This window comes from Rhizobium sp. WSM1328 (assembly GCF_057653715.1).
Genome location: NZ_JBYGKO010000003.1, coordinates 431,358 through 445,462 on the forward strand (window position 1 = coordinate 431,358; position 14,105 = coordinate 445,462).

General features: G+C 56.9%; 13 protein-coding genes and 2 pseudogenes. 11 read left to right on the forward strand and 4 right to left on the reverse strand.

The window, feature by feature from the left end; translation table 11 throughout:
• Positions 1–3: 3 nt before the first annotated feature.
• The 6 genes from AC2444_RS29670 to AC2444_RS29695 all read left to right on the forward strand — a co-directional run bounded on the left by AC2444_RS29670 (position 4) and on the right by AC2444_RS29695 (position 6,531).
• Positions 4–894 (forward strand): hypothetical protein, encoded by an 891-nt coding sequence (locus tag AC2444_RS29670; protein ID WP_164902776.1) that lies wholly within the window; start codon positions 4–6, stop codon positions 892–894.
• An 11-nt stretch (positions 895–905) separates the two neighbouring features.
• Positions 906–1,535: a DUF2272 domain-containing protein gene (locus AC2444_RS29675; RefSeq protein WP_164902775.1), complete on the forward strand. Its 630-nt coding sequence runs from the start codon at positions 906–908 to the stop codon at positions 1,533–1,535.
• Positions 1,525–2,436 (forward strand): DUF3616 domain-containing protein, encoded by a 912-nt coding sequence (locus AC2444_RS29680; protein ID WP_128449508.1) that lies wholly within the window; start codon positions 1,525–1,527, stop codon positions 2,434–2,436. Before AC2444_RS29675 ends, AC2444_RS29680 begins: the two co-directional genes overlap by 11 nt.
• Before the next feature lie 84 nt (positions 2,437–2,520).
• Complete coding sequence (locus tag AC2444_RS29685) at positions 2,521–2,787, forward strand: hypothetical protein (protein ID WP_128449507.1); 267 nt, start codon at positions 2,521–2,523, stop codon at positions 2,785–2,787.
• A 433-nt stretch (positions 2,788–3,220) separates the two neighbouring features.
• The gene (locus AC2444_RS29690) at positions 3,221–5,479 is read left to right on the forward strand and encodes an AAA family ATPase (protein ID WP_128449506.1); all 2,259 of its coding nucleotides are present in this window, start codon (positions 3,221–3,223) and stop codon (positions 5,477–5,479) included.
• Entirely contained in the window at positions 5,476–6,531 is a 1,056-nt protein-coding gene (locus AC2444_RS29695) for an HNH endonuclease family protein (protein WP_128449505.1), read from the forward strand. Before AC2444_RS29690 ends, AC2444_RS29695 begins: the two co-directional genes overlap by 4 nt.
• Positions 6,532–6,714: 183 nt before the next feature.
• On the opposite strand, the gene AC2444_RS29700 is transcribed toward AC2444_RS29695, so the two are convergent.
• Genes AC2444_RS29700 through AC2444_RS29710 form a run of 3 tightly spaced genes read right to left on the reverse strand, consistent with a single transcriptional unit; the run spans position 6,715 to position 10,022 of the window.
• Positions 6,715–7,965 (reverse strand): Dyp-type peroxidase, encoded by a 1,251-nt coding sequence (locus tag AC2444_RS29700; RefSeq protein WP_245461254.1) that lies wholly within the window; start codon positions 7,963–7,965, stop codon positions 6,715–6,717.
• 27 nt (positions 7,966–7,992) lie between these two features.
• Entirely contained in the window at positions 7,993–9,588 is a 1,596-nt protein-coding gene (locus tag AC2444_RS29705) for an SUMF1/EgtB/PvdO family nonheme iron enzyme (RefSeq protein ID WP_128449504.1), read from the reverse strand.
• Positions 9,588–10,022 (reverse strand): hypothetical protein, encoded by a 435-nt coding sequence (locus AC2444_RS29710; protein WP_128449503.1) that lies wholly within the window; start codon positions 10,020–10,022, stop codon positions 9,588–9,590. Before AC2444_RS29710 ends, AC2444_RS29705 begins: the two co-directional genes overlap by 1 nt.
• 595 nt (positions 10,023–10,617) lie before the next feature.
• Here AC2444_RS29710 and AC2444_RS29715 point away from each other — a divergent pair.
• The 4 genes and pseudogenes from AC2444_RS29715 to AC2444_RS29730 all read left to right on the forward strand — a co-directional run.
• Positions 10,618–10,730 (forward strand): annotated as a pseudogene (locus tag AC2444_RS29715) (non-homologous end-joining DNA ligase); the annotation flags it as partial.
• A gap of 171 nt (positions 10,731–10,901) precedes the next feature.
• Complete coding sequence (locus AC2444_RS29720) at positions 10,902–11,375, forward strand: Hsp20 family protein (RefSeq protein WP_128449502.1); 474 nt, start codon at positions 10,902–10,904, stop codon at positions 11,373–11,375.
• A gap of 72 nt (positions 11,376–11,447) precedes the next feature.
• The gene (locus AC2444_RS29725) at positions 11,448–11,747 is read left to right on the forward strand and encodes a DUF982 domain-containing protein (RefSeq protein ID WP_128449501.1); all 300 of its coding nucleotides are present in this window, start codon (positions 11,448–11,450) and stop codon (positions 11,745–11,747) included.
• Positions 11,748–12,225: 478 nt separating this feature from the next.
• Positions 12,226–12,669, forward strand: a pseudogene (locus AC2444_RS29730) (zinc-binding dehydrogenase); the annotation flags it as partial.
• Positions 12,670–12,811: 142 nt separating this feature from the next.
• On the opposite strand, the gene AC2444_RS29735 reads toward AC2444_RS29730, so the two are convergent.
• The gene (locus AC2444_RS29735) at positions 12,812–13,030 is read right to left on the reverse strand and encodes a helix-turn-helix domain-containing protein (RefSeq protein ID WP_128449532.1); all 219 of its coding nucleotides are present in this window, start codon (positions 13,028–13,030) and stop codon (positions 12,812–12,814) included.
• Positions 13,031–13,108: 78 nt separating this feature from the next.
• Between AC2444_RS29735 and AC2444_RS29740 the strand changes: the two genes are divergently transcribed.
• The gene (locus AC2444_RS29740; protein ID WP_487762924.1) at positions 13,109–14,005 is read left to right on the forward strand and encodes a LysR family transcriptional regulator; all 897 of its coding nucleotides are present in this window, start codon (positions 13,109–13,111) and stop codon (positions 14,003–14,005) included.
• Positions 14,006–14,105: the final 100 nt, after the last annotated feature.

Sequence of the window (14,105 nt, forward strand, 5' to 3'; positions counted from 1 at the left end):
ATCATGGCAATTCATTTCGACGTTGTTCGCGATGGAAAGCATTTTTCCGTGCGCGTGGATGGATCAAAAGTTTTCAAGATCGCTGCGAAAGTGCGATATAGGAACAGAAGGACCGGAGTCGAACGTTTTGGCCTGTCCAATGACGGCGGGTTCTTTGGAAATGACGAAGCACGCAAGCATCTCTATGCCGCAACTGATTTCGATAGCGTATTTCCGTTCTGGTCAGATTTCATAGAGCCTACAGCGATCTGCGAAGGTCAGAGCTTCATTTCCATTAATACGTATGACAGAGCCAGATTTACCTTCGGATTCGGCCAGTTTGCTGCTCATGTACCGGACGGTGACTTCATAAGATGGTTTAGGGACATGCTGCAGAGGCCTGAAGCTGTCGACTACTTTCCCAACCTCGATGTTCAGGCCGGGCGCATCGTCAAGGTAGAGGACACGAAGGTCGTTCCTCTCGAGAATGAGGATTCAACCGAACCGCTCCAACTCTACTTCAACCCAACGCTTGACGAGGTCGAGGATGCCGAAGTCGTTGCCTCCGCAAAGTTCATTCATTGGACGACGAACCATCCGGAGGCCCGCTTGCTGCAAGTCCAGCATATGGTCAATACGGCCATGCGCCTTGTGAAGGAGGCAGACCGGAGGCTTGGCCTTGATGGCCAGACCGGGGACATATGCTGCGTCATTGTGGATGTTCGCCACCAGGGGAGGGCAGGGTTCGACGAATTGCAACACGCCCTGCTGCAGTCGAAGCCTTACGAAGCGCTCCTGGAGGTGGGCGCCGACGGCGAACCCGAGCGCGTCGCAAACCTGAAGGCGGCGCTTTCGACGCGTCGGGGCGAACTCAAGAAAAAGAAATGGTCGCGGTCAACCGGTGGCTTTGTCTGAAGGGGGCGAGCATGTCGATCATCGAAGAACTTGTTTCTACGGCGAAGGAGCAATGGACCCGCTGGGGCGGACCGTTCGAACGGGTCGACGGTACGCTCGGTGGCTTCACGGATCGGAGGATGGAGGCAAAGCATCCATTCTGGACCTTTGTGGGGGAGTATTGGCAATCGATCGGCAGCGATCTTGACGGACGTGACTCCCCAGCCTGGTCTGCAGCGTTCATATGCTATTGTTTCAATACGGCTGGGGCGGGCAATCGTTTTCCTTATTCCGACAACCATTCGATCTACGTCTCCAAAATCGACTCCGGAAATTTCGCGGGGCTATCTTTGGTCGATCCGACAACGACGCCTGTTGCAGTCGGGGACTTGCTCTGGGCAAGCCGTAGTGGCGATGGTTGCAGGGCGCCGCCGCTGACCTTTGCCGACGCGAAGAGGGAAGTGAAAAGGATCCGCGACGGAAGAGCCGACAGCTTCTGTAGCCACAGCGATATCGTCGTGGCGATCCGCGACGGACAGGTCGATGTCATCGGCGGCAATGTCAAACAGGCCGTCACGAGGACGACTTACCGTCTGGATACGTCCGGTCGGATCAGGGACGGACGGCGGTCATTTGTCGGGGTGATCAGGAATGCGCTGTGAACTATTCTGTGCCGTTCCCGCGGCGGTTCTCATCCTGCTCTCCGAAGCGCCGCCCGCGGGCTCTGAGCCCTTCCGATATGAGGGTGTGTGCGAAGCGTCTGCGGCCGCTATACTGGATGAGACCCACTTTGTTGTTGCCAGCGATGAAACAGAACAATTGTCAATATATGAGAAGGGTAATCCCAAGCCGATCGGCACGTTCACCCACCCTGACGTCACCGATATCGAAGCGGCAACCCGTATCGATGACACCATCCTCTGGCTGACGTCCCATTCCCTCAACAAGGAGGGCGAGGACAAGAAAAAGCGAAAGATCTTGTTTGCAACGAAAGTCGCAAAGAACTCACTCTCGTTGTCGGGATCCGATTTTCGGACGCTTCGATCGAGACTTGCCTCCATCCTCGGCCAAGACGAAGGTACGCTCAGCAAGAGCCTCAACATCGAGGGATTGGCCGCGACATCGCAAGGCGAGCTTCTGATAGGACTGCGTGCCCCGCTCGACAGTGCTGGGAAGGCTTTAGTGCTAAAGGTGGACAATCCCTTCGGTCTTGTCGGCGATCGCGGGTCGACAGGAAAAAGTTCTGCCAATATCGCGGCCGTTTCTCGTATTGATCTCAATGGCAGAGGCGTCAGAAGCATCGAGAGCGTGGGAGAGGGCAAGCGAGCTTTCCTCGTCGTCGGTGGGTCTGTAGAAGATGCGGGATTACCGCCGTTGCTCTTCTGGTGGGATGGCGCCCAGGGGGTTAGCAAAGGACCGGAGGTTTCACTGACAGGCCTCACTCCCGAGGCCATGATCATATGGGATGAGCACCATGCTCAGATCCTCGGCGACAATGGCGATGGTTGCAGCGATAGTGACGCGAACCCGCGCTGGTTCCCAAGTATCGATGTCACGTTCTAATCATGTGCCAAGTATGGACGCCGCCCTGAGCGATGCCGAAAGGCGAAGTTCGGTGCCCGCCGCTCATTGTCCGAGGCATTCTACATGGTTGTCGTGAGCGCGATGATGGCGATCACCGTCATCGACCTGCACTACGTGGTGTCGAACCGCCAAAAGCTCGACAGCGGCGTCGAATTGAGATCGCACGTCTTGTTGACGCTTGACGAGCCCGCCGCACATGACATTTGCCATCCGCCAATGCTGTCGTCACACGCTGTGTCGCCAGGTCAGCGCAATGGGGTTTCAAAACTGCGTTTCGGAGCAGGCACGCAAAAGCAACAAGCACATCGAGGAGCGAATGCCGCACGCTAATCGTTGGGCTGGCGAATATCGGTTCCGTAGAAATTGTCCACAGCGCAGACATCCGCGAAATCGGCTAATCCGAAGGAATCAAATAGCGCTATAAGAGTGTCCAGGGGACATCGTTGCCCGTTCCTCGCCAACATTCCACTGGTTTCCTCACAAGCTAACGCCCGCTGAAGCCCAATCGCGTGTTTTGTTGACAGCGTCTGATCCAATCTTCAGCTGGAACTTCTGCTTCCGTACGGGGGATTAAGCGAAGCATTTTCGACGCTTTGCCGCCGCCTGTACGGTTGCTTTAGACGACCCCGTACGTATCGAGTGGTCAGTGACTATCGATGCACAACAGTATTGAAAAGCCGCCAGTAATATCAGCATATAAACCTGAGGTAGATACCAGAGCGCGCAGAAGCACTGACGTTTCTTAGGTGGGGAGCTCAAAGCGATGATCAGAATCAACCGGAATAGTGTGCCCACTCCAGCAATCTTGCAACGCGACAACGGGAGCCAAGCTGACCGCGAGTTTGAGGCCGCACGAAAATTCTATTCAAAGTACGAGGATAATCGTCAGCGCGGCGGGTTTGAGTTCAAGCTTTACCGGCATCCGTCGGTGAGAAATGCCCTGCATGAGCTCTTTAATGGAAAGTGTGCCTATTGCGAGACACCGCTCACGACAGGTCCCGGCGACATCGAAATGTATCGTCCGAAAGGTGGCGTGATCGCTGACGATGGGACGCACTTGCCACTTCACTATTGGTGGCTCACCAACGAATGGGCGAACCTTTATCTCAGTTGCGCCGAATGCAACCGGATCTCCTATCGCGGCTCTGGCACTACAAAATCCCGCTCCGGTAAGGGCGGTCGATTTCCGTTGGAAGATGAGAGACGTCGTGCCGACATCCTAGCTCCGATCGAGACTTTGGACACAGAACGCCCTCTCTTGCTCGACCCCTGCAGGGACGACGTTGATACGGTGCTCTTGTTTTCCGAGAACGGTCTGGTTTCCAGCAAGGATGTCAGAGGCTTGACAACGATCGAGATCCTTGGCCTCAACCGACCTCGATTGGTCGAAGCGCGCCAGAAGACGGCGCGAATGATCGGGACGCTGCTTCAGGCCTTGCGCGGATACACCAAGCATTCCGAGTCCGAGGAATCGGTGCGAAAAGTTCTTTTTCAGCTCAAGGAGATGATGAGTGCGGCCGCAGCCTATGCTGCGATGTGTAGGCAACTCGTGAATGCATTCGTGGCGGGTTTACCCGACGACGAAGCTGGAATTTTAGGAGATCCAGAAGAACTTTCCGGCCTTCCACGTAATCAGCTGAGCCGCAGCCAACAGCGCGCGGCAAAGGTTGCGCTGACGGATTTCCAAAGCGCGCGTGAGAATTACTCACTCGAGGATGATGGTGAGGAGGGGACGACGGCTTATCTACGTGCAGGCAGTCGATTTGTTGAGCGCATAAAAGCCACGAACCTCCGCGCTATCTCGAAACTTGACCTCAATGTTGCCGATACCGCAGGTCAAGCGCCCTGGTTAATGTTGCTGGGGGAAAATGCTGCGGGCAAGAGCACGATGCTTCAGGCTCTCGTTCTGGCGCTTGTGGGTGATCGATATCGGAACCAATTGATCAACGCGCTCGGACTCGATCCAGGCACTATGGTGAGGGCCGGAGCATCTTTTGGCGAAATCAGTATCAAATTGAGCGGTGCGACAGCGCCGCGTGTTCTGCGCGTCTATCATGACGGTCGCATAGAGACGACCGGACGAGAGGCGCAGTTGATGCTGGCTGCCTACGGCTCGACTCGGCTTTTGCCGCGACGAGATGGTCCGAAACATCAAGGCACGACCTACGCCCGTGTAGAGAATCTCTTCGACCCCTTCGTTCCGCTCGTTGACGCACAAGAGTGGCTCATTGAGGCCTCGCCGGCCGAATTTGACTACGCGGCGATCGCAATCAAGAAGGCGCTGGCTATTGACCTCGACCGTGAACTCGTAAAGCGAGACGAAGAAGTTGGCCTCATAGAACAAGGGAAATTTACGCCATTGGCCCGGCTCTGCGATGGGTATCAAACGGTGATTGCGCTCATCGCTGACATTTTGTCGCTGGTTCTTCCCGCTTGGAAAACGCCAGAACTTGCGCAGGGCCTGGTCCTGATCGATGAGGTTGGGAACCACCTTCATCCTTCGTGGAAGCTTCGCTTCGTCGAGAGTATGCGGACTATCCTGCCGGGGGTGCAGGTCGTGGCAACGACGCACGAGCCTCTTTGCCTCCGAGGACTCCGTCATGGTGAAGTTGCAGTCCTTCGCAGAGGACCGCGCGGAGGTGTGACACTTGTGGCGGATCTGCCGGCGATTGAAGGGTTACGCGTAGATCAGATCCTGACATCTGAGCACTTTGGCCTTGCAAGCACGCTCGACCCATCGTTGCAGTTACTGTTTGACCGGTATTATTATCTGCTGAGGAAAAAGTCGCCGAACCAGGTCGAAAGCGCTGAGATCCTCGAGCTGCGCGCCGAAATCAATGATGTGCAACAATTGGGTAATAATGAGCGCGAGCGCCGTCTACTCCAAGCCATCGATCGTTTCCTTGCGCAGCGCCCAGAATTGAATACCGCTGCCGACGTTCGGCACGGCGAAGAAATGCTCGATGAAGAGCTGTCTGCGATCTGGAGTGAGGCTGCTCTACTTACCGGGCCTGTGTCATGATCCGGATCCAACGCCTCCCAGCTCAAGCCGCAGAAGCAGCGTTAGAACGAATCGGACGCCGCGGCCTAACTGAACGCGAGCACGCGCTTTGGCACTTCGGCGGGGTGCGGCCGATTAGAGAACCACTACCGCCTCGTCCAGATAGAGCACCGAACTTCACCGCGTACAAATGTGAAGCGGTAAAAACCGCGCTCTCAGGGTTGTTCGGCACAAAATGTGCCTATTGCGAAAGCCCTTATGCCCATTTGGCCTCAATGGAAGTTGAGCACTTCCGGCCGAAGGGCGGCTATATCGACGACGATGGGGAATTCCGTTCACCCGGATATTACTGGTTGGCTGCAAGCTACGACAACCTTTTGCCGTCCTGCATTGACTGCAACCGTGAGCGAAAACACTTTCATCGAACGAAGAATGGTCAACGCGTACCGACCAAATCTGGCAAGGCGAATCGTTTTCCGATTGCTCCCGGAACGCAACGGGCGACCCGGCCTGTGGAGATGGCGAATGAGAGGCCACTCCTATTAGACCCCTGCATCGACAATCCCGATCAGCATCTTCGCTTCTACGCTGACGGGTTCGTCGAGCCAGCGACAAGCGCAGAGGAAGATCAGATGTCGAAGGGCCGCGCGACGATCGACGTCTACGGTCTCGTGCGCGAGGCACTTGTGTCCGAACGGCGCCGATGGGCAATTCTGGTGGAAGCGGCTATGCAAGGTGTTCTCACGGCAGACCGAAATGTACGAGCCCATCCACTAGACCCCGACATGGTCGATCAACGCGCAATTGCTGAGACCGCCCTGGCGTTTTTCGTCCAACCTGGATCGCAATACCTAGCGATGACGACCACAATGGTTTCAACGTTCAGATTGGTCCGCGCAGCTGCTCAACACTACCACCTTGCTCTTGCGGCTTGGAACAATACAAAGACTGTTGAAGATAGAACCGCGCTTGTCGAGCGGGCCGCAGTCATCCAACGGATTAGGGGAGACGTCCTGCTCGAGCAAAAGCTGGTAGCGCAACTATTCAAGCAGGCGAGCGTTCCCGATTTTTGAGGGGCGCCACTTTCTCGTTCAGCCGCGTGTCGCTGAGAAAAAAGGTGGGAAGCCTTCGCAGTCCGGCCCGTTGTGCAGCTATTTATCAGCGAAGTGCATGTCATCGATGAGTCCATCACGTCCGTCCTTCTTGCTCAGCAAGGTCTGCTTGTCGCGGGAATGGCCGCACGCGCCGGCGGCGTTTTAGCGCCCGTTGCTGCTAAGACGTGCGAGAAACCAGACCGCGCTCCTGCTTGGCACGAACAGATAAGCTCCTCCGCGCATCCGCACGAAATCCCTTATTCCGGTGAGGTTCAGCGGGCCGCGCGGAGAGGGTATCGTCAGCCGCCCCATGCCGCCTCCGCGGCCGGTGATGGGATCGACCTCGTTTTCCAATCCGTGAAACTGCCAAGCGGTGGCCCAGGTCTGCTGAACGAATTCGAATTGGCGTTCTATGTCGGCATTGAGGCACATGAAGAGAAGGCCGGGTTTTTGTTCCTTCGGATCATTGGCGCCAACGGCGTCGAAACCGCGCCCGATGCGCAGGATGCGATGACGATTGACGATTGAAAGTTCAACCTTTGAGGCAGGGGCCAGACTATCGCGAGGATTTGACCGGCGAATGTGCGCCCCGAGGGGACAGCGCTCGCCAAGCGGATCCTCTGCGCCAGGCAGGAAATCATTATCGGGCCGAAAATGTCCCCCGCTCTGCTTTCTGGTCGCTGGACCATGCGGGTAGCGCACCAGCGAAGAGCCATCCTTCCAACGACCAACCATCTTGGCGCCGATCCACTCCGGTAAAAGCTCTGGATCGAGTTGATCGGGCACTGCTGGATGATCGGCGTAGCGTTTGGCCGCCTCGCCCACATAGTCGTTGAAGACATCGACATATTGCGCAAGCTGACGGATGACCAGGAACGTGCCGTTCCGTCCGAGGTCGCGCGCGGCGGCGGCGCAGTTGCTGCCAAAATCTGGCTGGAGTGCGCCACGTGAGTGCGTAGGCTCAGCGAGCGGCAAAAGATTGCCGGGGTCCATCGCAGCCGGCACCTGTGGCGACGGCGGGAAGAAGCCACGCGTGTCGGGATAGCCCAGCAAGAACTCCCCCGGCTCGACCGCATGGATGGTGTCCGACCGGCGCATCCAGCGTCGCGTTCCCTTGATGACTGGTTGCGAAATTCCGTCCGCGAACCCAAACGGCTCCCGCACGGTCTGCGCCGCCGTTTCACCCGGCGTTGGCCGTGGCAGCGGCGTCGGTGTGACCCGATGTATCACCTGTCCGCCGGCCGCATCGATGCCTGAGATCAAATCCTTAGCGTATGAGGAAAGAGTAGGTTCAGAGTCTGCATAGATGAGGAGCGCGGCATCGATTGCATTTTCCGGGCCACCCCACAGCCATTGCCTGGCTTGGTCGTCGCCGGTATCGGCAAGCAGGTTAGCCAGACCGGGCGAACCCATGCCCACGCGACGCCCGTTTACACCAAATCACGCTGTTACCGGCAGTCTTCGGGCGCTTTTGTACTGTAGTGGGTGCGAAATTTCCAAAATCTCTCGCATTTCCTTTGGCAAGAGTGTGAGCGGGATGAGTGCTGAAATCCTAAAGCCGACATCTGCATGTTTGGAAGCGGGCCCGCCAGCAATGTCGTCACCTTCGACAGTAATATCGATTTCGTCAACAGCATCGTAAAACCCGCTGCCCTTCAGGTAGGATTTCTTGAAATCTCTGGTGCCGCCCACGATCGATGGAGCGGCCCGCTCAAAAATGTACATATAGCCGCTTTCCTTCGCGCGTCCTGAATGACCATAGCAAAACCACCGCCATTGATATTCATCAACGCACCATTCCCAAACATTGCCCACAAGGTCGATGATGCCAAGTGCGTTCGAACGATCAACCGCGTTCACGCTGGCAGCGGTCTTCTGGGCCATGCCGTGGACGACCAATTGATGCGCGGACGGCCGTTCATCCTGATACTTGTCACCTCCCATCAGCGCGAAATCCCACAGTTGGGGCGTTGGAGGAGACACTAGTGGTAAGCTCATCTGTTCCCTGAGCCACTGGCAATGTTGCCTCGCGTTCGCGATAGTGATTCCGACTGTCGGCTGATTGTCACCACCGAAATCCGGATCTGAGAATACGTCGAATGTCTGCGTTTCCCAGCGCTTGCCGTCGTGGCGGCGTGCCTGGGGGCCCGGCCGGCGACCGAGACTTTTTTTCATGGCGGCGTTAGTGACAGGCGTTTTGCCAATGACATAGGCGAATGCGTCCTCAAACGGAGCAAGGGGAAGCACCACGCCGGGCACGCCGTCCGCCATGTCGATCTCGTGGTAGGGGAAACTTCCCGGTGGACGTGTAAGGTAAGTCTTCCCACGCCCAAACGCCGCAACGATGGGGATAGGGACAACGTCATCTCGCTCCGCTTTGGCATTGTGCTGTGCAGCCTGTTCGGCGAGCCAATCGCCCATATCCGTGACGGATACCGACCCATCCTTGTCTCGATCAGCCCTGCGCCATAGATCTGTCAGCCCTTGGCAAAGTGTCGCCGAGAAAAATCCAGCCTTTAACGCTTCAAATTCCCGCGCCGATTCCAAAACATCGCTGGCGAGCAATATCTCAAAGCTTTCCGACGTGAAGCCGAGGTCTTTCATCACCGCCTTGGGCTCCTCGTGTCGCAAGCCGCTTTTCGCCGCAACCTGGCCGGCGTTGCAGCAATCAAGGATCAAAACGCGATTTCTTGCCCGACACCGATTCATGGCTTTCATTATGTCATCAGCACGAAGGCCGGTTTCCATAAGCCTTGCTTTGTCGGTGTTCTGAAAGAGAAGGAACAAATCTCCGCGGTCTAGAAGTCCATGCCCCGCGAAATATGCGACGAAAGTATCCTCTTCTCGGCAGCTCTCAGCGGAACGGAAAAAGCGCCGCAGAGCCACTTGAGAAGTGATTCCGATTCCGTCCTCCGTCTCGAAGCCGCAATACATCGAACGAAGGGCGTCACGGACCTTTTGCGCATCGTGCTCAGCAAACTGCAGTTGATGGCGTCCTTCAGGTCCGTTTGAACCAATTACGATTGAGCGCCGCATCAACTTTTCCCTACGCCGATCTCGATCCCGGTCTTGTCCGCCTTGATCTTTGCCGCCAAGGCGTCGGAGGTCATGCCCCTATCGATCTTCGTCGACTTTTTCCATGTCATTACTGGCTGATGGTGTTTGTCTCGGATGACATTGCCCCCAGCATCTAGCGATGGCGTCATTTCGATATCTTCGGTAACAATTGGCCGATCGAGAATTGACTGGATGACCTTTGTAATGAGTGGGGTGGCAACAGCCACCACCGCCGCGGACCCCAGCAAGATCATGAAAATATCACGTTTGCCGCTATTGCTCGCTGGATCCTCGACGAGTTGCAGTCCTTCGACCTTAGCCGCCTTGAGCAGCATCTCGACCGAAATACCATTCTCCTGCATTGCATTTACGACTTCATCGCTGAACGTTACATAAATCGCAGATTCCGTCATTGGTCCCTCCTCGTAATCTCGCAGCAGAGTACACTTATCGCGAGTACCCGCCAAGATGATATACTTCAACAAGCCTACTATAAAAGTAGAATAGTCCTAGCTCATCATCGACCGAGGCAAGATGGCGGTGGCCATTTTCCTGGCGGAAAAATCTGGTGCAAACGAACCCAGTACTTGTGGGCTTCAATGCTCAGAATGATCGGCGATGTACGATTGCTCCAATTCCACGCAACTTTGAGAGCGGAGTTCACATTAGACCGCGCGAATTTGGGGAAGAAGACAAGATCTAGCGATCCGGATGAAGAGCTGACGAGGCGATCGTTGCGATCAATAGCTCCACAAGCTATATTACGCCCCAGGCTGTGTTTTCAGCGACTTAGTTCTTGAATTACCAGGGGCACGCCTGTTCATATCCATTCAAGAGCTACGCTTCCTCATGCGGCTGGTCTCTCACCCTGGCTGTCTCTCTGGGGCCAGTGCGGCTTGGACCCCACCTTCAATGATTTCAGCAGCCCTCGATGGATCAGAAACAGCTCGCGCAATCTGAAGTGTGCCGACCAGCAGCCTGAAGATCGCCATTGGGCGGTTCGACGCACCTTCGCTGATTGCCGAGATCGAATTCCGGGCTGGACCGACGACGGCAATCTGCGTCACGCATCCTACAAAGGCTTGCCCGAAGTTCAGGATAATGCGGCCGTTTATGAGTAGGATTGAGCTGGTGGCAGAAGCCGAAAACGAGCAAATTCTGCTGCTGCTCTTGAATCCAAATATGCCAAAAACCAAATCGATTGCCGCCAGCCGCTGATAAAGGGCTGGCCTTGCTGGAGGCGCCGTCTTTCGGCGCTTCCGTATCCATGTTGCTTCAAGGAGGATATGGCTATGGCAACATCTTACGACTATGCACCGCTGTTCCGTTCCAGCGTCGGCTTCGACCGGGTTTTCAATCTTCTGGAAAACGCCCAGCGCGCCCGGTCGATCAGCGACTGGCCGCCCTATGACATCGTCAAGACCGGTGACGACACCTACCGGATTTCGATCGCGGTCGCGGGCTTCACCCAGGACGAACTCGACATCACCTTCCAATCCAATCTACTGACGGTCACCGGCAAGAAGCAGGAAGCAGCAAATGAAGGCTACCTGCATCGCGGCATCGCCGGCCGGCCGTTCGAACATCGGTTCGAACTTGCAGACCACGTCAGGGTGAATGGGGCGCATCTCAGCAATGGGCTTCTTTCGATCGACCTCGTTCGCGAGATCCCAGAGGCACTGAAGCCGCGGAAAATCTCCATCCAGAGCGCTGCCGCGCTGAATTCCGCTGCTCCCGCGCAGATCGAAGCGCGGAAGGCGGCTTGACGCGTCTTTCGCAGAACAAGGGCGCCGTGGCTACGGCGCCCCTCAACATTCCGGGTTAGGAAGGAGAGAGCGATGAAACCCGATATGTTCAAACAGCCTGTTTCCATTTTTGTCGGCCTAGGCTTTCCGGCAGAGGTTCACAGCGTGATGGACGCCTATCGGCATCTCGTCGAATGGCCGGCTTCACCGAGAGAGGCGGCGCACTCGGTCGCACTCCAGGCATGCAGAGCCGCATTGCGCGGTGAGATCGAAGCAGAGACCGCGCGGGGCCTGTTTGCCGCCTTCGCCGGGAAACACGACCTGCTGGCGCCGGAAACCAATATGATCGCGGCCTCACGCGTGCGGCGTGACCGGGATCCACACGTACAGTGAGGTGGTTCGATGACGCACGACATGTTGCAGCTGGCGGCTAGCAACGCAATGGCGATGGGACAGCGGTCTTGCTTCAGGGTATGCAGCTTCAGCGGCCAATCGACGTGGTGAGAGCGCCGGCTCTTTCGGTCGATGATAAGCGAACGATCCTCGCGCTATCGATTCGAAGCCGGCCCTCCGGCAGGTGCCGGGAATGCCAGAGCCGATTTCGATCGATGAGGTACAGTCCGCGCTGAAAGAACTCGATCGGCGCTGTGGTATCTGACGGACTGCGCGTTCAAGCGGCCTGCTTTGACGATTTGGCGGGCCGCTTGATCGCCTGTTCGAGGGAGAGCTGCCCATCACAATAATCCCGCTAGACGCTCGCCGCACACCCCCGCGGCAGGCTTTTTCGTTTTCGGAGGCTTGTTCTTGCTATAGATTGAGATCCAGTTGCGGCTGCCCCTCGGTCGTGGCACTGGCGTGATCGTTGGTCAGCGAGTCACTGGGTGCGCATCATGTGGTCGATCACTCGAAGCCGCTCGCCGGTCAGATCGCGGCATTGGGCATCGGCGCTCCCGCCTTTGTGTTCTCAACCACGCAAACCGCGCAGCATGTCGATGACATCGCCGAACTGATCGCACCGCAGGGGCGCTTCTGCCTGATCGATGATCCAGCGGGCTTCGACATCATGAAGTTCAAGCGTAAGGCCGTATCGATCCATCATGAGCTCATGTTCACTCGCGCCATCTACGGCACGCCGGATATGGACGAGCAGGCGAGGATTCTGAACAAAATATCAAGTTCCGTCGACCATGGAAGGATTCGAACAACCGCTACTCAGAACCTCGGGATGATCAATGCGGCAAACCTGAAGAAGGCTCACGAGCAGCTCGAAAGCGGTTCGACGATCGGCAAGGTCGTGCTCGAAGGGTTTGCGTGATCAAAATCTGGCGGCGCGCCCCTCGCGCCGCCAGTTGGCACCAACGAATGGAAGTACCACGTGGACAAAACTTTCTGATCATTCAGAGAGTCCGGTCGTGGACAGTTAACGACAGGTGTGAACGTTTCCGCGCGGTTGCTCGCTATTCCTTACCTGGCTTTCTAAGTAGGTCAGCAGGCTCAACACCCAACACGGCAGCTAGCCGGTCTAGCACCTCAATACTTGGGCTGTAGACGCATCGTTCCAGAGAGCTGATGTAGGTCCGATCAACGTTGGCACGATGGGCGAGCTCCTCCTGCGACATTTTCCTCGCCTGCCGAAGAGTTCTCAAATTTCGAGCGAAGGTCTCGCGTATCTCCATGACAGCGAGAGAACCTCTTGTAGAGTATTCCGCTACGGAGTATACTCTACAAAAGCGAGAAAGCGTCATGCCGGCGCTATCCGCCTCCCTTCGTCGAAGGACCCCTACTTCGTCGCGGTGGCCGAGGAACTGCACTTCGGCCGGGCAGCCGCCAAGGTCCGCATCGCCCAGCCGGCGTTGTCCAACCATGTGCAGGCGCTGGAGCGCGAACTCGGCTGCGCGCTGTTCATCCGTTCGACCCGGCGGGTGGAACTGACCAGGGCAGGGGAGATCTTCCACGAGCGCTGCGTCGGGATCCTGAGCGAGGTCGATCTGACCGCCGAGATCACCAGGGCGGTGGCCGGCAAGACGATAAGGCAGATCAGGATCGGCACCGTCTATCCGGCGACCACCGGCGTGCTGCCGGCGTTTCTGGCAAAGATCGCCCGCAAGTACCCGGATATCCGCATCCATATTTCCAGCGGCAATACCGGCGACATCATCCGCGGCCTGGAAAACGGCCAGATCAATCTCGGCTTCATCCGGCCGGTGGAAAACATCGGCTCCTTGCGCTTCTCCTCGATCGCCCATGAGCGGTACCTGCTGGCGGTGGCGAGGAGCAACCCACTGGCGGAGCAGGCGGAGATTGGTATCGACGATCTGCGCTCGGAAAAGATCATCGCCTTCAATCGCAAGAACCTCTCCTACACCGAGCGGTACTTCAACGAGAAGTTCGAGGAATATGATCTGACCCGCAACATCGCCTATAGCTGCGACGACACCTATTCGCTGGTGTCGTTGGTCTCGGCCGGGCTTGGCATCGGCTTTGCGCCGGAATGGACCGAGGGCCTGCCGAACCGGGCGTTCGAGCTGAAGGCGGTCAGAGGCATCGACTTCAGGATCGGGCTTGGGGTTGCCTGGAGCAAGGATGACCCGACGGCTTCGCGCGACGACATCGTCGATATCGCCCGCTCGCTGGCACGGCCGGCCAGGTAAACGATCTGCGCTTCGGTCAGCTGTGACGCGAGCGATGTGATCCCCTCGCGGATCTGCCATGTCTGCCTCCATCAGAACCTCCCCTGCGATTGCGTGCCAT